Source organism: Streptomyces sp. NPDC006733 (assembly GCF_040636125.1).
In the GTDB taxonomy this organism is placed as follows: Bacteria; Actinomycetota; Actinomycetes; order Streptomycetales; family Streptomycetaceae; genus Actinacidiphila.
The window spans coordinates 76,646-95,469 of record NZ_JBEYJD010000024.1 but is presented as its reverse complement, the minus strand read 5'-3'; the positions used below and the strand labels follow the sequence as shown (position 1 = coordinate 95,469).

Annotated in this window: 18 protein-coding genes and 1 riboswitch; of the genes, 4 read left to right on the top strand and 14 right to left on the bottom strand. The window is 73.4% G+C overall.

Annotated elements, in window-relative coordinates; all coding sequences use genetic code 11:
- The first annotated feature begins 74 nt into the window (after positions 1-74).
- Both ABZ721_RS22110 and ABZ721_RS22105 read left to right on the top strand, forming a co-directional pair.
- Complete coding sequence (locus tag ABZ721_RS22110) at positions 75-2,381, top strand: hypothetical protein (RefSeq protein ID WP_358790367.1); 2,307 nt, start codon at positions 75-77, stop codon at positions 2,379-2,381.
- 6 nt (positions 2,382-2,387) lie between these two features.
- A complete protein-coding gene (locus ABZ721_RS22105; RefSeq protein WP_358790366.1) occupies positions 2,388-3,308 on the top strand; it encodes an AAA family ATPase in 921 nt (306 codons plus the stop codon).
- A gap of 53 nt (positions 3,309-3,361) precedes the next feature.
- Here the strand turns inward: ABZ721_RS22105 and ABZ721_RS22100 are convergent, their stop codons facing one another.
- Positions 3,362-3,562 carry a hypothetical protein gene (locus ABZ721_RS22100; protein WP_358790365.1) on the bottom strand — a complete coding sequence of 67 codons (201 nt, stop codon included), beginning with the start codon at positions 3,560-3,562 and terminating at the stop codon, positions 3,362-3,364.
- Positions 3,563-3,724: 162 nt separating this feature from the next.
- Between ABZ721_RS22100 and ABZ721_RS22095 the strand changes: the two genes are divergently transcribed.
- Positions 3,725-4,291 carry a universal stress protein gene (locus ABZ721_RS22095; RefSeq protein WP_358790364.1) on the top strand — a complete coding sequence of 189 codons (567 nt, stop codon included), beginning with the start codon at positions 3,725-3,727 and terminating at the stop codon, positions 4,289-4,291.
- 4 nt (positions 4,292-4,295) lie between these two features.
- Here the strand turns inward: ABZ721_RS22095 and ABZ721_RS22090 are convergent, their stop codons facing one another.
- The 9 genes from ABZ721_RS22090 to metE form a co-directional block, all read right to left on the bottom strand.
- Entirely contained in the window at positions 4,296-5,480 is a 1,185-nt protein-coding gene (locus ABZ721_RS22090; protein ID WP_358790363.1) for a phosphodiester glycosidase family protein, read from the bottom strand.
- Positions 5,481-5,834: 354 nt separating this feature from the next.
- Positions 5,835-7,079, bottom strand: a complete 1,245-nt coding sequence (locus tag ABZ721_RS22085; protein ID WP_358790362.1) for an SPFH domain-containing protein — start codon at positions 7,077-7,079, stop codon at positions 5,835-5,837.
- Between the two features lie 10 nt (positions 7,080-7,089).
- Positions 7,090-7,341, bottom strand: coding sequence for a hypothetical protein (locus ABZ721_RS22080; RefSeq protein WP_358790361.1), 252 nt, complete (start codon positions 7,339-7,341; stop codon positions 7,090-7,092).
- A gap of 98 nt (positions 7,342-7,439) precedes the next feature.
- Positions 7,440-8,186 carry a GntR family transcriptional regulator gene (locus tag ABZ721_RS22075; protein WP_358790360.1) on the bottom strand — a complete coding sequence of 249 codons (747 nt, stop codon included), beginning with the start codon at positions 8,184-8,186 and terminating at the stop codon, positions 7,440-7,442.
- A 364-nt stretch (positions 8,187-8,550) separates the two neighbouring features.
- Positions 8,551-8,748 (bottom strand): hypothetical protein, encoded by a 198-nt coding sequence (locus tag ABZ721_RS22070; RefSeq protein ID WP_358790359.1) that lies wholly within the window; start codon positions 8,746-8,748, stop codon positions 8,551-8,553.
- Positions 8,749-8,782: 34 nt separating this feature from the next.
- Complete coding sequence (locus tag ABZ721_RS22065) at positions 8,783-9,256, bottom strand: Asp23/Gls24 family envelope stress response protein (RefSeq protein WP_358790358.1); 474 nt, start codon at positions 9,254-9,256, stop codon at positions 8,783-8,785.
- A gap of 110 nt (positions 9,257-9,366) precedes the next feature.
- Complete coding sequence (locus tag ABZ721_RS22060) at positions 9,367-9,927, bottom strand: CAP domain-containing protein (RefSeq protein WP_358790357.1); 561 nt, start codon at positions 9,925-9,927, stop codon at positions 9,367-9,369.
- Between the two features lie 186 nt (positions 9,928-10,113).
- Entirely contained in the window at positions 10,114-10,308 is a 195-nt protein-coding gene (locus tag ABZ721_RS22055; protein ID WP_358790356.1) for an antitoxin, read from the bottom strand.
- A 308-nt stretch (positions 10,309-10,616) separates the two neighbouring features.
- Positions 10,617-12,992, bottom strand: coding sequence for a 5-methyltetrahydropteroyltriglutamate--homocysteine S-methyltransferase (gene metE, locus ABZ721_RS22050; RefSeq protein ID WP_358790355.1), 2,376 nt, complete (start codon positions 12,990-12,992; stop codon positions 10,617-10,619).
- Between the two features lie 189 nt (positions 12,993-13,181).
- A riboswitch (cobalamin riboswitch) is annotated at positions 13,182-13,371 on the bottom strand.
- A gap of 117 nt (positions 13,372-13,488) precedes the next feature.
- Between metE and cobF the strand changes: the two genes are divergently transcribed.
- On the top strand, positions 13,489-14,277 hold the full coding sequence (cobF, locus tag ABZ721_RS22045; RefSeq protein WP_358790354.1) for a precorrin-6A synthase (deacetylating): 789 nt from the start codon (positions 13,489-13,491) through the stop codon (positions 14,275-14,277).
- 14 nt (positions 14,278-14,291) lie between these two features.
- On the opposite strand, the gene ABZ721_RS22040 is transcribed toward cobF, so the two are convergent.
- The 4 genes from ABZ721_RS22040 to ABZ721_RS22025 form a co-directional block, all read right to left on the bottom strand.
- A complete protein-coding gene (locus ABZ721_RS22040; protein ID WP_358790353.1) occupies positions 14,292-15,050 on the bottom strand; it encodes a cobalt-precorrin-6A reductase in 759 nt (252 codons plus the stop codon).
- 71 nt (positions 15,051-15,121) lie between these two features.
- Entirely contained in the window at positions 15,122-17,083 is a 1,962-nt protein-coding gene (locus ABZ721_RS22035) for an ABC transporter permease (RefSeq protein ID WP_358790352.1), read from the bottom strand.
- 110 nt (positions 17,084-17,193) lie between these two features.
- Complete coding sequence (gene modA, locus ABZ721_RS22030; protein WP_358790351.1) at positions 17,194-18,015, bottom strand: molybdate ABC transporter substrate-binding protein; 822 nt, start codon at positions 18,013-18,015, stop codon at positions 17,194-17,196.
- Between the two features lie 265 nt (positions 18,016-18,280).
- On the bottom strand, positions 18,281-18,718 hold the full coding sequence (locus ABZ721_RS22025; RefSeq protein ID WP_358790350.1) for a response regulator: 438 nt from the start codon (positions 18,716-18,718) through the stop codon (positions 18,281-18,283).
- Between the last annotated feature and the right edge of the window lie 106 nt (positions 18,719-18,824).

Below are 18,824 nucleotides of genomic sequence, written 5' to 3'. Positions count from 1 at the left end.
GCGTATATGGGTCGCGGGATCCAGCGCCGCCGGTCACGCTGCATCAGACACCCAAGATCCGACCAGGAGCAGCCGTGACCGACCTCGACACCCTCGTCAAGCCCGCCGACCTCCGCGCGGCGATCGAGTCCGGCCACGTCTCGCGCAGGCAGCACCCGGAACTGCCGCTCTCCATCTACACCTACACGCGGGTGGCCCAGTACGAACGCGCCTGGAGCGACGTCACCATCCGCTGCCGCGGGCTGGTGGCCGACGACGTGACCGGGGCGGTCGTGGCGTGGCCGTTCGAGAAGTTCTTCAATGTCGGGGAGCACGGGCTGGGGCTGCCGTACGCCCCGCCGCTGCCCGTCGAGCCGTTCGAGGTCTATGACAAAGTCGACGGCTGCTTCCCGACGAGGACAGCGCTCAACCTGTGGGGAGGCGGCACGATCACCATCGGTGAGGTTGTTCGCCGTCGGCTGCCCGTCAATTTGGTCGGGATGGACGAGCGGGGCAACCTCGTCCCCGCGGTCGTCATCGACTGGCACCGGAATGGTCGCAAGGACCATTGGCTCGATATCACGGTCGACGCGCCGGTCTCCCGCGTCTCGGGCGCGGGTGGCCATCCCAACCGGTTGCGTGTCACTGTGAACCACGAAATTCATGTCAACGGGGGTTATCGACTGGCCTGCGAAGTACGGCCCGGCGACGAGGTAGTAACGCAAACGTGGGAGCCCAGCAACGAGGTTCTCCGGTTGATTCGGGCGTCCATGCTGGGCGACGGCTGTGTTGTTGCATCTGCCACTAAGGCAGCCGTTGCGAAGTACCAGGAGCCGCACACCGTCAAGCATTCCGCATACGTTGAGGCCATCCAAAGTGCGCTGGGCGATTGTGCGACTAACCGAGTGGCTTCGACTTCCGGCTACGGCAGTGCCCTGCTTTGGGCAGGAAGCCGTGAGTATGCCGCTCTCGGAGATCTACGGCGCGAGTGGTACCCGGACGGGATCAAGCGCGTTCCCGCCGATCTGAGCTGGCTCGATGACTTCGCTGTGGCTAAATGGATCATGGATGACGGATCGCTCTCAACCGGCTCCCACAATCAGCAGCCTCGATTGAACCTGGCCACCAACTCCTTCGCACAGGAGGACGTTCAACGTCTCGCTGATCGCCTGGCAGTGATGTACGGGGTCCGCTGCAAGGTCTATGAGGACAGGGGCTGGTGCCTACGCGTCAACGCCGGCCGCGATCGGTCGATCGATCGGCTGTGGGCTGCCGTGGCGCCTCATGTCCATCCGTCCATGCGTTACAAGATCCCCGAGCGCTGGCGCGACATCCCGTACACGCAGATGGCCCCTGGTAGGGAGGTAGTCGTACCGAAGACGGCACGCGTGCTCAGGGTTGAGCCCGTCGCCGCGACCAAGGCGAACTTCCCGCACGGCCGCATCGGGTATGACATCACCACCAGCACGTCCAATTACTTGGCTCGCGGCGTTCTGGTGCACAACAGCCTCGGCATCGTCTTCCACTACGACGCGCGCTGGCACGTCGCCTCCAAGGGGTCGTTCACCTCGGAGCAGGCCACCTGGGCGACGCGGCGGCTGCGGGCCGCCGACACCGGGGCGCTCGACCCGGGGAGCACCTACCTCGTCGAGATCCTGTACCCGGAGAACCGCATCGTCGTGAACTACGGCGAGCGCCGTGACCTCGTGCTGCTCGCGGCCTACGGGCCGGACGGCACCGAGCGCGCCCTCACCGAGGCCGCGGGGGAGTGGCGGGCGGTGGGGTCCGTGGTGCGCAGCTGGCCGGCGCCCGAGCTGGGCCGGCTGCTCGCGCTGACGGCGGACAACATCCGGCTGGACGGGCAGACGGTCACCGGGACGGATGCCGAGGGGTACGTCCTGCGGTTCGCGTCCGGGGTGCGGACGAAGGCCAAGACGGCCGACTACGTGCGGCTGCACCGGGTCATCACCGGCGTCACCGAGCGGGACATCTGGCGCAGCCTGGGCATTCAGCGGTTCGCCGACCGCGATCCCAAGCGGCTGACGCAGACCCTGGGCTGCTCGCCCGAGGAGCTGGCGGCCTACGCGGCGTCCGGCACCGGACCGCTGGACGCGCTGCTCGAACAGGTCCCGGACGAGTTCGACGCCTGGGTGCGCGGCATCGCGGACGGCCTGGTGGCGCAGGCCGACGCGCTGGCCGCCAGTGCCCGGGAGGAGTTCGCGGCGCTCGCGCCGTTCGCCGACGACCGGGCGGCGTTCGCGCGGGCCGCCCAGCGGATCGGCGACCGCCGGGTGCGCGGGACGATGTTCCAGCTGCTCGACGGGCAGAACGTCGATCTACAGTTCTGGCGGGCGATCAAGCCCGGCCCCTCCGACCCTTTCGCGAACGACGAAGAAGGCTGAACCCCGATGCCCACCGTGCATGTCATGACCGGTCTGCCCGCCTCCGGGAAGACCACCGCCGCCCGCAAACTGTGTGCCGACTCCGAGGGCCGCGTCCGCCGGGTCAACCTCGACGACCTGCGGATGATGCTGGGGGACGGCGGGAGCGGGGGCGGCCGGCAGTGGTCGCACGAGCACGAGCAGACCGTGCTGGCCATCCAGGACGCCGCCGTGCGGGAGATGGTGGCGGCCGGGTTCGACGTCGTCGTCGACAACACCCATCTGACCCCGCACATCCCGAAGCGGCTGAAGGCGGCCGTCGGGGGGCTCGCGGTCTTCGTCGTGCACGACTTCACCGACGTGCCGCTCGAGGAGTGCCTGCGCCGTGACGCGGCCCGCGACCGACCGGTGGGTGAGGAGATCATCCGCATCCTGGCCGACAAGCACACCAAGGCGACCCGGGGCGGCTGGCGGCTTACGGACGAGTGGATGAACGACACCCCGGTCGTGCTGCCCTACGTCCCGGACGGGCGGCTGCCGGACGCGGTGATGTGCGACATCGACGGCACGCTCGCGGTGAACCAGAACCGCAACCCGTACGACTTCACGCGCTGCGAGCAGGACGGCCTGAACTCCTCGGTGCGTGACGCGCTGGTCGCGTTCCGCGCGGCGCACGGGGACCGGATCGTGCTGCTGTCGGGCCGTGGTGAGGAGTTCCGCCCGCAGACCGAGGCCTGGCTGGCGGCCCATGACGTGCCCTGCGACGAGCTGTGGATGCGGCCGGTCGGGGACGGGCGCCGTGACGACGTGGTCAAGGCGGAGCTGTTCGACGCGCACGTCCGCCACCGCTTCAACGTCCGGGTGAGCCTGGACGACAGGGACCGTGTGGTGGCGATCTGGCGGCGGATGGGGCTGCCGACCTGGCAGGTGAACTACGGGGCCTTCTGAGGCGGGGCGGGGCCGGGGGCGCGGGCGCGGCCCCGGCCGGCCTCGGGGTGGTGTCAGGCGCCCGGTTCCGCGCGGGAGACCGCCGCGGCGGGCGGCGTCGGGCTCGGGCGGCGCGGTTCGCGGACGCCGGCGGGCGGCGGGCCGCCGCCGGGGCCGCCGCCGGGTCGGACCCGGCGGCGGAAGCGGCGCAGCAGGGCCAGCAGCGGGATGATCGGCAGGACCAGCAGCAGCCAGGGCGTCCTCTTCGTCGGCATGGTCCGACCCTCCGCCACCGACCCGGCTCCGCGCCATAGTCACTCCGCGCCATAGTCACTCCGGGCCAAGGGACGGCCCTCCCGCGCCGCGGACGGTCGTTGTGGCAGGGTGGGTGGGGCCGTGGACGAGCGGGAGTTGGACGACCGGAGGCCTGACGACTCGTGAGCGCGATCATCTGGATCACCGAGGGCGCGTGGCGGGCGACGGTGGACGCCGCCCGGTCGCACGTGCCCGACGGGACCGACGTCACCCTGCTGCTCGTGACGGGTGACGACACCGAGGCCGCCGCGCACGGCGCGTTCGCCGGTCTGCTCGGGCGGGGGCACCGCGAGCGCGATCCGGGTGACTATCTGGAGGCCCTGTCGGCGGAGGCGGGCGCCGAGCTCCTGGAGGCCGCGGCCGACCGGCTGGGCCGGTCCGCGGCCCGGGTGCAGGTCCACGGGCGGGTGGCGCGCGAGGTGGTCAGGGCGGCGGAGGGCGCCGAACTGCTGATCTGCGCGCGGGACGGGGACCTGCGGCGGTTGGGGCCGCGCAGCCTGGGGCGGGACGGCCGGTTCGTCGTCGACCACGCGCCCTGCCCGGTGCTGCTGGTGTGGCCGGAGGACGTCCCGGGTCTGGGTTCGATCCCGCCCCCGCCGCCGCACCACGGGCCCGAGCACCCCGAGCATCACGAGCACCATGGGCCCGGGAACCCCGAGCACCACGGGCCGGAGCGCCCCGGCGCGTAGCGCGTCAGGACGAGAGCACGCCGATGCCGTTCGGCACCGGGCGTTCGGGCGCTCCGGACGGGTGGTTGCGGACGGTGCTGTGCGCGGCGCCCGGGGGCCGGGTGACCAGGGTGGACGAGCCCCCGCCGTCGAGGTCGACGGCGCCGTCGGCTCCGAGGGTGCGCAGCAGGCGGGCCAGTTCGCCGAGGGTCAGTCCGCTGCCGCTGTCGGTCGCGCCGTCCAGGGACAGCAGGAACAGCCGGCGGCCCCGGTCGCCGAATCCGGCGGCGGTGCGGGTGGCGGCGACGGTGTCGTCGAGACCGTCGAGGGGGATGCCGTCGCGCAGCACGGGGTAGCCGCCGATGGCGAAGGCCGGCGGGACGCTTCCGGCGGTTTGCAGGCGGTGCCGGACGCGGACCGGGTCGCCGGGGCGCAGGCGGCGCAGGGCGTCGGCGCCCGCGCCGCGTCCGATCAGGGCGACCGTTCCGGTGGGGAGGGCGCCCTGCCCCGGGGTGGTGGAGACCTGGGTGACGCGGTCGTGGTCGACCGTCACCTCGTACGGGTCGGCGTCGCATCCGGCGGCGCGCACCTGGTCGGTGCCGCAGGCGGTGCGGGCGCGGGAGGCGGGGCCCCAGTCGGAGGTGTAGGCGCCGATGCCGCCCACGGGCAGCGCGTACTGGTTGAGGCCCGCCAGCTCCCAGGTGCCGGCGGTGGCGGCGACGGTGCCCACCAGGCGCAGGCGGTCCAGCCGGGCGGCGCCGTCGGTGCCGATGCTCAGCACGTCCTCGCCGGTGGCTCCCGGGACCAGGGTGGGGCCGAAGCGCTGGCCGTCCGGGACCGCGGCCTTGAGGGGCTGTCCGTCCGCGACGGCCGGGCCGACGGGGGAGCCGGTGGCGGGTACGCCCGGGTGCTCCTCCTCGACGATGTCGAAGAAGTCGCCGTTGACGGCGGCGACCGCGCCGCGCGCGTCGGCCAGCCGGGACACCGGCGTGCGGGTGTCGGCGCCGTCGGCGGCGGGCCGCAGCAGGTCGACCCGCACGTGGGGGTCGTCCAGGTCGACCGTCAGCAGGTGGCCGTGGACGGTGCCGTGGGAGGCGGGCGCCGAGAAGGTCTCGTACCGGACGCCGGGGGCCAGTCGCGTCGCGTCCGCGGACCGGGGGTCCGCGGCGGCGCTGTTCGCGGGCGCCGCCAGGGCGAGCAGGGCGGTCACGACCACCGCGGTCCGGGTCCGCGGGGCGTGCCGTGGGCGGCGGGGTGCGCGGGCGGGCGGGGGTCCGGGGGGCCGGAGCATGGGCCGGGCCTTTCGTGCCGGGTGCGGCGCGTCGGGTGCGGTCACTCGTCCGCGGCGGCGGTGGGGCCGCTGGGCCTTCCTTCCCGGTCGGGGCGGCCCGCTGCCGCGTCGGGCGCCCTGTTCGCGCGGGTGGCGTAGCGGGGCCGTCGGCGTGCTGCGCCCGTCCTCGGCGGGGCGCCGGAACGGCCGCAGGGGACGACCGGACGCACGGAAGGGGCCGGCGGGCAGGGGATCCGTCCCTGCCCGCCGGCCCCTCCACGGGATCCGGGCGCGCTAGTCGATGCTGATGGGGCCGTCGGACGGCTTGTCCTGGCCGGGGTTCTTACCGGTGCGCTGCGACGCGGCACTGCCCGCAGAGCCCGCGGCGCCCGCCGTCGGCTTGAGGGCGCCCCGCAGTTCGAGGGGGCCCTCGCCCTGGCCCGGGCGGGGGTACTCGGCGGAGCCGCTGAGGTTCTTGCGGACCGAGTCCAGGATGGTCAGGCCCTGGCCGACCAGGCCCGCCGCGATCTCGCTGAGGCCGTCGGCGCCGTTGAGGACGTTGACGTTGGCTCCCGCGAGGCCGCCCGCGGCCTCCTTGACGATGAGCGGCAGCTGGTCGATGAGCATCCGGTCCAGCGCCACCCGGTCGTACGAGGCGGCGGCCTCGGCCTGGATCTTCATCCGCTCGGCGTCGGCGATCGCCAGCACCTTGATGCGTTCGGCCTCGGCCTCGGCGGGCTTGACGATCTCGGCCCGCAGCTGCTGCTGGCGCAACTCGGCCTGGCGCTGGGCCAGTTCGGTCTGGGCGATGAGGACTTCCTGCTGCGCGTGGGCCATCGCGAGCGGGCCGGCCTGGGCGGCCTGGGCCTGGGCGCGGTCCACCTGGGCCGAGTACTCGGCCTTGACCACGGCGGTCTGCCGCGCGTACTCGGCCTGGTTGCGGGCGGCGACCTGCTCCGCCTCGACCGAGGCCTGGGTGGCCTGGGCCTGGGCGATCTGGGCCTGCCGCTGGATGGCGGCCTTGTGCGGGGCGGCCATCGCGGCGATGTACCCGGTGTTGCCGTCGTCGATCGACTGGATCTGCAGCGAGTCGACGGTCAGGCCGATCTTGGCCATCTCGGTCTTGGAGGTCTCCAGGACCTCGGTGGCGAGCTTCTGCCGCTCGGTGACGATCTCCTCGACCGTCATCGAGCCGATGATGGACCGCAGATGGCCGGCGAAGATCCGGCCGGTCAGCACCGACATCTGGTCCTGGTCGGAGAGGAAGCGCTGTCCGGCGTTGACGATGCTCTCGGTGTCGTTGCCCACCTTGAACGCGATCACCGCCCGGACCGTCAGCGCGATGCCCTGCCGGGTCACGCAGGTCTCGGCGACCTCCGCCTCGCACATCGCCAGGGTCAGGAAGCGGGTCTTGCGGAAGACGGGGAGCACGAACTTGCCGTGGCCGGTCACCACGCGGAACGGCGCACCGGCCAGTCCTCGCCTGCCTCCGGAGATCAGCATCGCCTCATCGGGGGCGGGAACGCGATAACCGAACATGTCGACTCCTTCAAGAGGTGGCGTCGCTGACGCCGCCCAACGCATCCAGGGGATCTGCCCACTCGATGACGCCGACCTGCCGCATTCCGCGGGACTCGATGACGAGCACGGTCGTTCCGCGCGGCAGGGGCTCTTCGGACCAGGCGAGGAAGGTCTCGGTTCCGCCTCGGACGCGCACCAGGATCTCGCCGGGTCCGGCGGATCCGCGGGTGGCGATCAGAAGTTCCCCCGTGCAGCCGATAACGGCCTCGTCCCGCGCCATCGCCGACTGCCCCTTCGTCGTAGCGGTTCTGGGAAGTCGACCATAGTCCTGTCGCCACCGGCGGCCTATCCGCGGGGCCCCGGTCAGGCGCGTCGGGGTCAGGCGCCGGGCAGGGCGAAGTCGTAGACCAGTTGCGCCGGGCCGGGCGGCAGTTGCAGGTCGGTGATCTCCAGGACGCGGCCGTGCTGGTCGGCGATGGTGCGGCGGATCGTGAGCTTCGCCTGGTCCGCGGCGGCGGGGCGGGGGCTGTGGAGCGGGGTGAGGTCGATGGTGTCGCGCCGGTGGGGGCGCAGATCGGCGTCGATCATCCACTGGTACAGGCCGCGCAGGTTGCCGCGGTGCGGCTCGGGGGAGGAGCGGCGGTGCTCGGCCAGCTGCGGTATCTCGGCGAGCGCGATGGGTGAGAAGTAGGACGTGGCGTCGGCCAACTGGTCCCCCGGCGCCTGCTCGACGCGCTGGTGGACGAGGGTGGGGGTGCCGGGGGTGAGGCCGAGCAGGCAGCAGATGTCGACGGGCGCGGGCGCGGTGCGCAGGACGCCGTCGGGGTGCGACAGCGACGCGGGCGTGCCGGCCGCGGTGTCGATCGCCTGCTGCGGCAGCGCCGCGGGCACGGTCGCCGCCCGGGTGCCGCGGTGCCCGGTGGTGACCAGGCCGCGGTCGCGCAGGAGTTGCAGGGCCTGGCGTACGGTCTGCCGGTTGACGCCGAAGCGGGCGGCGAGCAGGCGCTCGGCGGGCAGCCGGTCGCCCGGCGCGATGCGGCCCTTGTCGAGTTCGGCCTGGAGCTTGTCGGCGATCCGCTGGTAGAGCGGAAGGGCGGGCGGGGCGGAACGGGAGGAACGGGGCACAGCGGGTGATCCCTTCCCATCGGAGGTGACGCATGGTGATCGCACAGGTGAGATCCGTTCCCCATATTTATCATTGGTCTATACCTCTAGCGAGCATTACTCGCGAGTACGGACGCGATTGGCGCGAACTCGCAGTCACCGGCCGCGATCCCGGGCGCCCCGCCCCCGGGAATGGTTGAGACCGTCAACAAGGCAACCCCCGCAATGTGACCAGCACATTGCGGGGGTCGTAAGGCGTGGTGGCCACCGGGCCGGGCGCTCGGGCGTGCGCACGTTCCGTGACGTCCGCCGCAGCGCTTGAGAGCGTTTACGGTCCGGGCCCGGTCCGGACCACCGCGGGGTGGTTCCGGGCCGGCCGGTGCGCTCAGCGCCGGGAGCGGTCCCGGCCGTCGTCGCGGCCGCGGAGGAAGTCGGACGGGTCGAGGTCCCCGTCCAGGAACTTGCCCGCCACGAAGCCGATGGCGCCCAGCGCCGCCACGAGCAGGAACGCGCCGAACCCGCCGAAGTACCCGGCGAACGCCAGGGCCATGCCCGCGGCCAGTCCGACCAGTGCCATGCTCATCGTGCGCCCACCGTCTGCCGCGCCGCCTCGCGGCTCACTGGACCCGCTGCTGCTGGTCGTCCTCGTCGTCGTCCTCTTCGTCCGGCAGCTTGACGTCACCGATCGCGATGTTGACCTCGACGACCTCGAGCCCGGTCATCCGCTCGACCGCCGCGACGACGTTGCGGCGCACCGCGTTGGCGACGTCCACGATGGACACGCCGTACTCGACGACGAGGTCGAGGTCGAGGGCGGCCTGCTTCTCACCGACCTCCGCCTTCACGCCGCGGGTGACGGACTTGCCGCCGCCCGGCACCCGGTCGCGCACGGCGCCGAAGGTCCGGGCGAAGCCGGTGCCCATCGCGTGCACGCCCTCGACGTCCCGGGCGGCCATGCCGGCGATCTTCTCCACCACGCCGTCGGCGATGGTGGTCCGGCCGCGCGATCCCGCGTCGCCGCGCGGTCCCTGCTTGCCTCCGGGGTCGGAACGGTCGGGCTCGGGCCGGTTGCGCGGTGTGGTGTCACTCATGGTGCGTCGTCCCTTCGTGTGGGCTGCTGCACGACCACGCTATGCACGCCTCACCGTTGCCGCGCGTCGAGAACGGCCGGACCGGCGGCGTCGCGCGGGCGGGAGCGCGGTCAGCGGGCGGCGAAGTCCTGCGTCCACCATGGGCCGTTCGAGCGCAGGCTCACGCCCACGCCTATCTCCTTGAACGTGCAGTTCAGGATGTTGGAACGGTGGGCTCCGCTGCGCATCCAGGCGTCCATGACCGCTCGGGGGTCCTTGGCGCCCTTGCCGATGTTCTCGCCCCACCGCTTCCACCGGTAGCCGGCGGCCGTCAGCCGGGCCCCGGGGTCCTTGCCGTCGGGTGTCGCGTGCTCGTAGTAGCCGCGCGCGGCCATGTCGTCGGAGTGCCCCTGGGCGGCGGCCGTGAGCTTCGCGTTCACCGTGACCCGCCGGCAGCCGTGCTTCACGCGCTGCGCGTTGACGGCGCTCACCACCTGCTGGGCCCGCGCGCCGGCCGCCGCCGGGGCCAGGGCCGGGTACGCCCGCGGCGCCGCGACGGCGCCGTGGCTCCCGCCGGCTCCGACGGCGGCGCCGGCGAGCAGGCCCGCGGCCACCGCCCAGAGGGTGCTGCGCGACCGGCGCCGCCGGCGCGGTCCGACGTGCTGGGGGGCGGGTACGGGAACGTGACGCACAGGAGGCACCTTCCGGGGGCCGGCGGCCGCTCGCCGTACGGGGGACCGCACCTCGGTGGTTCGGAGGGACGTAACGACGAGGGCCGGACGTGGGGCGAACGGAGGCCCGGCGGAGCGATCACGATGTTCCGCCGGGCCGAACTCCAGGGGGTGGGCGCTACGCGCCGGCCGGGCCGCGCGGGCCGGCTACCGGCCTGCCTCGTCGGTGGGCGGAGGAGTGCCACCCAGCTGCTCGTTCAGCTTCTGCTGGGCCGTGTCGACCTGGCCGCTGTACTTGCCCTGGGTCTTCTGGTCGATGAAGTCGCCGCCCTTCTCGATCCCCTGCCGCGCCTGGTCCTCGTGGCCCTTGAGCATGCCTTTGATCTTGTCCAACATGGACATGTGGGTCCTCCTCGCGTGATGGACAGCACCTCCAGGATCTCCGCAGCGGACAAGGTTCGCATTACGGGCGATCTTCCGGACCGTCCAGCCGGGCCGCCCGGGCACACGAGCGGTGCGGCACACCCATCAGAGCGCTCCTCCGGAGGCGGCCCGGGGTGAACACCGCTCCTTTAGCCCGGAAGGATGAACGGGTGCGGTCTCCCCCGGCCCGGCGGCCGGGCCGTGACCGGGGCCGTGACCGGGGCCGTGCTCGGGGCCGGGGCGGGCCTGCGCGGGGCTGCGCGGTGCCCGTCCCGGCCCCGGGCGGGTCAGGAAGCCGAGCCCGGCAGTGTGCTCCGCACCTCACGCGCGGCGGCGACGAGGTTCTCCAGCGAGGTCCTGGCCTCCGGCCAGCCGCGCGTCTTCAGGCCGCAGTCCGGGTTGACCCACAGCCGCTCGGCGGGGATCGCCTCCAGGCCCTTGCGCAGCAGGGCTGCCGCCTCCGCCGCACCGGGGATGCGGGGGGAGTGGATGTCGTAGACCCCGGGACCGACCTCGCGCGGGTAGCCGGCGGTGGCCAGCTCGCCCGCGACCTGCATGTGGGAGCGGGCGGCCTCCAGGCTGATGACGTCGGCGTCGAGGTCGTCGATGGCCTGGAAGATGTCGCCGAACTCGGCGTAGCACATGTGGGTGTGGATCTGGGTGGCGGGACGGACCCCGGAGACGGTGAGGCGGAAGGCCTCCGTCGCCCAGTCCAGGTACGCGGCGCGGCCGTCGGCCCGCAGCGGCAGCGTCTCGCGCAGCGCCGGCTCGTCCACCTGGATCACCGAACTGCCGGCCGCCTCCAGGTCGTCCACCTCGTCGCGCAGGGCGAGCGCGACCTGGCGGGCGGTGTCGCCCAGCGGCTGGTCGTCCCGGACGAAGGACCAGGCCAGCATGGTCACCGGACCGGTGAGCATGCCCTTGACCGGGCGGTCGGTGAGGGACTGCGCGAAGCGCGTCCAGCGGACGGTCATCGGCTCGGGACGGGAGATGTCCCCGGCCAGGATCGGCGGCCGCACGTAGCGGGTCCCGTAGGACTGGACCCAGCCGTGCCGGGTGGCGAGGTAGCCGGTCAGCTGCTCGGCGAAGTACTGCACCATGTCGTTGCGTTCGGGCTCGCCGTGCACCAGGACGTCGATGCCGGCCTTCTCCTGGAAGGAGAGGACCTCGCGGATCTCGGTCTCGATGCGGGCGTCGTAGGCGGCGGTGTCGATGCGCCCGGCCCGCAGATCGGCCCGCGCGGTGCGCAGTTCGGTGGTCTGCGGGAACGAGCCGATGGTGGTCGTCGGCAGCAACGGCAGGGCGAGCAGGGCGCGCTGGGCGGCGGCGCGCTCCGCGTAGGGCTGGGAGCGGCGGGCGTCGCCGTCGGTGACGGCGGCGGCGCGGGCCCGGACGGCCGGGTCGTTGGTGAGGGCGGAGCCCGCCCGCGAGGCCAGGTCGGCGCGGTTGGCGGCGAGTTCGGCCGCGATGGTGTCGGTGCCCCGGGTGAGCCCGCGGGCCAGCGTGACGATCTCGGCGGTCTTCTGCCGGGCGAAGGCCAGCCAGCGGGCGATCTGCGGGTCGATGTCGCGCTCGGCGGTGGCGTCCAGCGGCACGTGCAGCAGGGAGCAGGAGGACGCCACGTCGACGTGTCCGGCCAGCCCGAGGAGGGTGCCCAGGACGGACAGCGACTTCTCGTAGTCGTTGATCCAGACGTTGCGGCCGTTGACGACGCCCGCCAGCAGGCGCTTGCCGGGCAGTCCCCCGACGGCCGCGAGGTCGTCGAGGTTGGCGGCGGCGGGGCCGGTGAAGTCCAGCGCGAGGCCCTCGACGGGCGCCTTGGCCAGGATCGGCAGGGCCTCGCCCAGCCGGTCGAAGTACGACGCGACCAGCAGCTTGGGCCGGTCGGTGAGAGCGCCCAGCACGCGGTAGGCGCGCGCGGCGGCGTTGAGTTCGGCCGGGGTGCGGTCCTGGACCAGGGCCGGCTCGTCGAGCTGCACCCACTCCGCTCCCGCGGCGAGCAGGTCGGCCAGTACCTCGGCGTACACCGGCAGCAGCCGGTCGAGGAGCGTCAGCGGTTCGAAGTCCGCCGCGACGCCCGGGGCGGGCTTGGCGAGCAGCAGGTAGGTGATCGGGCCGACGAGCACCGGGCGCGCGGCGAGGCCGAGCGCGAGCGCCTCCCGCAACGCGCCGACCTGCTGGGCGGAGTCGGCGCTGAACACGGTGTCCGGGCCCAGCTCGGGCACCAGGTAGTGGTAGTTGGTGTCGAACCACTTCGTCATCTCCAGCGGCGCGACGTCCTGCGTGCCGCGAGCCATCGCGAAGTAGCCGTCCAGCGCGTCGGCGGCGACCGCGGCGCGGTGCCGCGCGGGGATCGCGCCGACCATGACGCTGGTGTCCAGCACGTGGTCGTAGTACGAGAAGTCGCCGGTCGGGACCTCCTGGATGCCGGCGTCGGCGAGCTGCCGCCAGTGGGTGCGGCGCAGCTCGGCGGCCGCGTCCCGCAGGGCGTCGGCGCCCACGGCGCCCTTCCAGTAGCCCTCGATCGCCTTCTTCAGCTCGCGGTTGCGGCCCTGCCGGGGGTAGCCGTGCACGGTGGGGCGGGCGGTGCCGGGCGAGCCGGTCGTGGAACGGGTCGTGGAACTGGACGTGGAACTGGACGGGGAACGGGTCGAACCGGTCATGGAACTCTCCTTCGCGAGTGTCTCCCATACGACTCCGGGGAGCCGACGGCGCGAAGGGACCACAGACCGGACGGGACGCCCGTCGCCGAGCGCCGGAACGACGCACGCGGCACGAGCCCGCCTGATGTGTACTCCGACCCGCCCTCGAGGTCTCCGGAATCACCGTGCGCCGACGAGGCGCGCGGGCAGTGGCAGGTCTTCGGACTCGCGGGCACGTCTCGTACGGACACGAGACACCTACTGGCCGTCGCTTCCCAGGTCCCGTCTCGGGTCCCAGTGCGTATGACGGCGGTCGTTCCCACTCACCGCTGCGGGGCAGTCCCGGAATTCCACCGGGTTCCCTCTTGCGACGCGCCTGCCTGGCGGACAGGGCGAACCAGCTGCACCGCCCAGCCTAGGCCAAGAGCGTGCCGGGGTCAGCGGTGTTCAGCTGCCGGACGGTGAGATGGGACACCGCCGCGTCCACGGCCGCGGGGCATGGTGCAGACTCGACGCCGTGAGGAAGATCTTTGTCATCGGTATCGGTGCGGGCGACCCGGACCATCTGACGCTGCAGGCGGTCAAGGCGCTCAACCGGGCCGATGTGTTCTTCGTCCTGGACAAGGGCGAGGAGAAGTCGGACCTGGTGCAGTTGCGCCACGACATCATCGAGCAGCACGTGACGCGGCCGCACCGCCTGGTGTCCGCTCCCGACCCCGACCGGGACCGCACGGCGCCGTCGCCGGTCTACGCGTCGGCGGTCGGTGACTGGCGCCACCGGCGGGCCGACATCTACGAGCGGTTCATCGCCACGGAGCTGGCGGACGACCAGTGCGGCGCCTTCCTGGTGTGGGGCGACCCCGCCCTGTACGACAGCACGCTGGGCATCCTGGAGGACGTCCTCGGGCGGGGGACGGTCGCGTTCGACTACGAGGTCGTCCCCGGCATCAGCAGTGTCGCGGCGCTGGCCGCCAAGCACCGCACCGGGCTGAACAGGCCCGCGAAGCCCGTGCAGATCACCACCGGCCGGCAGTTGGCCGCGGGCTTCCCCGCGGGCGCCGACGACGTCGTCGTCATGCTCGACGCGCACCAGGCCTTCGCGCACCTCCCCGACGACGGCGCCGACGTGACGATCTACTGGGGCGCGTACCTGGGCACCCCGGACGAGATCCTGGTCTCGGGGCGGCTGCCCGACGTCGCGGAGCGCATCCAGGAGGTGCGCGCCGAGGCCCGCGCCCGCAAGGGCTGGATCATGGACACCTATCTGCTGCGCCGCACCCCCGCCGGCGACCGCGACGACGGCTGATCCGGCTTATCCGGTCAAGGGTCGAGCCGGGCCGGCGCGGCGCGCAGCCATGCGGCCGCCTCGTCGGGGGTCGCGACCACCGGCACCCCGCCGGGCACCGGCGGGCGGCGTACGACGACGACCGGCACGCCCGCCTCGCGGGCGGCGGTGAGCTTGGCCGCCGTGGCCGGTCCGCCGCTGTCCTTGGTGACGAGGACGTCGACGCGGTGCCGGCGCAGCAGTTCCGCCTCCCCCTCGACGGTGAAGGGCCCCCTGGCGAGCAGCACGTGCGACGGCTCGGGCAGGGGCGGTCGCGGGGCGTCGACCGAGCGGATCAGGAACCACAGGCCGGTCGTCGCGGCGAAGGCCTCCAGCCCCGTCCGGCCCGTGGTCAGGAAGATCCGCCGGCCGAGGCCCGGGAGCAGCGCGGCGGCCCCGGCCAGGGAGTCGGCCGGGTGCCAGCGGTCGCCCGGGGCCGCCACCCAGCCGGGCCGCCGCACCGCGAGCAGCGGGACGCCGGCGGCGGCCGCCGCCCGCGCGGCGTGCGCGCTGATGGTGGCGGCGAACGGATGGGTGGCGTCGACCAGCGCGTCCACCGCGTGGTCGGCCAGCCAGCACCGCAGCGCGTCCGGGCCCCCGAACCCGCCGATCCGCACCTCGCCCGCGGGCAGCCGCGGCTCGGCGACCCGTCCCGCCAGTGAACTGGTCACCCGCAGCGCCCGATCGGCGGCCAGGGTCGCGGCCAGGGCGCGCGCCTCGGTGGTGCCGCCCAGGATGAGCACATGGCGCGTCACGTTCGCCGTTCCCCTTCCCTCGCCGCGGACAGCGTCGCAGTGTATCGAGCCGCTGCCGCGCGCCCGGCCGCTCACAGGGTGACGAGGGTGACCTCGGTGGCCTTGACGCTGGTCCACACGGGCGTGCCGTCGGTGAGGCCGAGTTCGGCGGCGGCCTGCGGGGTGATCTCGGCGACGAGGTCGGGTGCCTGCTCGGAGGTGACGAGCAGCCGCAGGCGGCTGCCGACGGAGGTGATCTCGCGGATCGTGCCGGGCCAGACGTTGCGGGGGCTGCCCGCGGGTTTCTCGCGGTGCACGGAGACCGCCTCCGGCGCGATGATCGCCAGGGCGCGCGCCCCGTCGGCGAGGGCGTCGGCGACGACGAGCCGGCCGCCGCCGGCCAGCGCGAGGCCGCCGGCGGTCGCCGTGCCGGGCCACGCGTTGCGGCCGAGCATCCGGGCGACCCAGGGGGAGCGGGGATGGCGGGTGACGTCGGCGGGCGACGCGTCCTGCAGCGCCTGCCCGTCCTCGAGGACGAGCACCCGGTCGGCGAGGGCGACCGCCTCGACGGGGTCGTGGGTGACGATCAGGCAGACCCCGCCGAAGCCGTCGAGGTGGGTGCGCAGCGTGTGCCGGACGTGCGCGCGGGTGGTCTGGTCGAGGGCGGCCAGCGGTTCGTCGAGCAGCAGCAGCCGGGGGCGGGCGGCGAGGGCGCGGGCGAGGGCCACCCGCTGGGCCTGGCCGCCGGAGAGCTGCGCGGGCCTGCGGTGGGCGAGGTGGCCGACGCCGAGCCGGTCGAGCCACTGCTGGGCGGTGCGGCGCGCCCGGGCGCGCGGTACGCGCTGGGCGCGCAGGCCGTAGGCGGTGTTGGACAGCGCGCTCAGGTGCGGGAACAGCGCGCCGTCCTGCGGGACCCAGGCCACGCCGCGCCGGTGCGGCGGCAGGTCCGTCACGTCGGTGCCGCCGAGGCGCAGTTCGGCGTGGGCCCGGGGGGTGAGGCCGAGCAGGGCGCGCAGGAGGGTCGTCTTGCCGGCGCCGTTGGGGCCGACGACGGCGATGGTGGTGCCGGGCTCGGCGTCCAGGGTCAGCCGGGTGGAGCCGGTGACGTCGGTGTGCAGCGACCAGCGGTCGTCCGCGGCCGGTGCGGGGGCGCTGTCGGTGACTGCGGGGGCGGGCAGCGGGGCGGGGTCCGCCGGGGCGTCGTCCGCCGTCCGCCGGGCGCCGCGCTCCCGGCCGGCTCCGCCGCCCGCTCCGCCGCCGGTCCAGCGGCCGCGCAGCGCGATCAGGACCGCCATCGCGATGGCGAGCAGCAGCAGGGACACGGACGTGGCCGCTTCGGGCGAGTCCTGCAGGAGCAGGTAGACCTCCAGCGGCAGGGTCTGGGTGGTGCCGGGGAGGTTGCCCGCGAAGGTGATGGTCGCCCCGAACTCGCCCAGCGCCCGCGCCCAGGTCAGTGCCGAGCCCGCCACCAGCCCCGGGGCGACTAGGGGCAGGGTGACGGTGAGGAAGACCCGCACCGGGGACGCTCCCAGCGAGGCGGCGGTCTCCTCGTAGCCGGGGCGCAGCCCCGTCAGGGTCCCTTCCAAGCTGATGACCAGGAACGGCATCGCCACGAAGGTCGCCGCGACCACCGCGCCCGAGGTGTGGAACGGCAGCACGATGCCGAACGTGTTCTCCAGCCACGGCCCGAGCAGCCCGCGCCGTCCGAAGCCGAGCAGCAGCGCGACGCCGCCCACCGTGGGCGGCAGCACCATCGGCAGCAGCACCAGGGAGCGCACCAGCGACTTGCCGGGGAAGTCGACCCGGGCCAGCAGCCACGCCAGCGGCACCCCGAGCACCAGGGAGAGCCCCAGCGCCCAGAACGAGACCAGCAGCGACAGCCGCAGCGCCGTGGTGACGTCGGGTTCCGTCAGGTGGGTGCCGATGTCGCCCCAGGCGGTGCGGGAGAGGATGCCGACCAGCGGCATCAGCAGGAACGCGATCGCGAGCAGGGCGGGCAGGGCCAGCGCGAGCGGGGTGCGCGCACCGCGGGTGCGGTGGCGGGTGCGTCTCATCGGCGGTTCCTGGGTTCGGGGCGGGGCGGTCCGGAGGGGGCTGTCCGCTCCCCGATCCGGACCGCCTCCACCGGCAGGGACGGCTGCCGGCTCCCGTTTCCGTACGGGGACTACGGCTGCTGGAAGCCCGCCGCCCGGAGGATCTGCTGCGCCTCGGGGGTGCTCAGCCAGGCCACGAACGCGGCGGCGGCCTCGCTGTTCTTCGTGGTCTTCAAGGTAGCGGCAGGGTAGGAGGCGACGGCGTTCTGCGCGTCCGGGATCTCGATGGCGTCGACCTTGCTCGTGGCGGTCGCGGCGTCGGTGGCGTAGACGATGCCGGCGTCGGCCTCGCCGAGCTCGACCTTGCTCAGGACGGCGCGCACGTTCGGCTCCTGCGAGACCGGCTTGACGACGATCTTCTGGGCGTCCAGCACCTGCTTGCTGTAGCGGCCGACGGGCACGGCGGGCGCGGCCAGCACGACCTTGAACTTGGTGTCGGCCAGGTCCTTGAGCGCGGTGATCCTCAGCGGGTTGCCCTCGCCGGTGGCGATCACCAGACGGTTCCTGGCGATGATCGTCGGGGTACCGGTGTCGGACTTCAGGCCGTCCATCGTCCTGGTGTCCGCCGTGACCAGCGCGTCGGCGGGCGCGCCCTGCTTGACCTGGGCGGCCAGCTCCTGCGAGCCGGCGAAGGAGAACTTCACCGTCGTGCCCGGGTGGCTCTTCTCGTACGCGGCGCCCGCGGTCCTGAACACGTTCGTCAGCGAGGAGGCGGCGAGCACCGTCAGAGCCGCCTTGGGAGCACCCGAGGCGGTGGTGGCCGGGGCCGTCGAGGCTCCGGTGTCCTTCGTGTCGTCACTGCCGCAGGCCGCGACGAGCGGGACGAACAGGACGGCGGTGACGGCCGCGGCGGCGGCGCGGCGCCTGGCGAATGCGCAGGACACGTAGGACATGGGGGTGGGCCTCCCTGGTGAGTGCACGCGGGCAGTCTTCGCACGGGCGCGGGCCCAGGGAGGCTGCATGTGCGCCACCGTAGGGCGGATTCCATGGCATTTGCAATTCATCATGCGAATATCCATGGCACCTGCCCGGAGCTTCGGCGGAAGGTCCAATGGCCTGGTCAGGGCGTGATCAGGATGTGATGAGGGTGTGATCGGCCACGGTCCGGCCCGGGTCGGACCGTGGCCGTGCGCTGCCGGTGGCGCTCCCGTCCCGGGGTCAGTCGCGCGGCAGGTGGGTGGCGATGTCGAGGAAGAAGGCGTCGATGCCGCGCACGGACTGCAGGAACTCGTCGAGGTTGACCGGCTTGGTGACGTACGCGTTGGCGTGGTGCTGGTAGGCGTCCGCGATGTCGTCCGGCGTGGACGAGGTGGTGAGGACGACCACGGGGATGGTGGTCAGGGCCGGGTCGTCCTTGAGGACGGCCAGCAGCTCGCGGCCGTTCATCCGGGGCATGTTCAGGTCCAGCACGATGAGGTCCGGGCGCTCGGTGGCCGGGTCCCGCAGGTGCTCCAGGGCGGCGACGCCGTCGTCGACACGGACGATCTCGCGGGTCAGCCCCTTCTCCGAGAGGGCCTCCTCGATGAGCATCGCATCGGCCGCGTCGTCCTCGACGAGCAGGATGCTGTAGGAGCGGGGAGAGACGGGGGCGTTCACGAAAGCGCTCCTGGAGAGGTCTGCGGGGTCGGGGGGCCAGTGGTCCGGACCCACCCTAAGGTCGGTCCGACGGGGCGACAATCTTGGTTGTCGGACTGGGTACGAT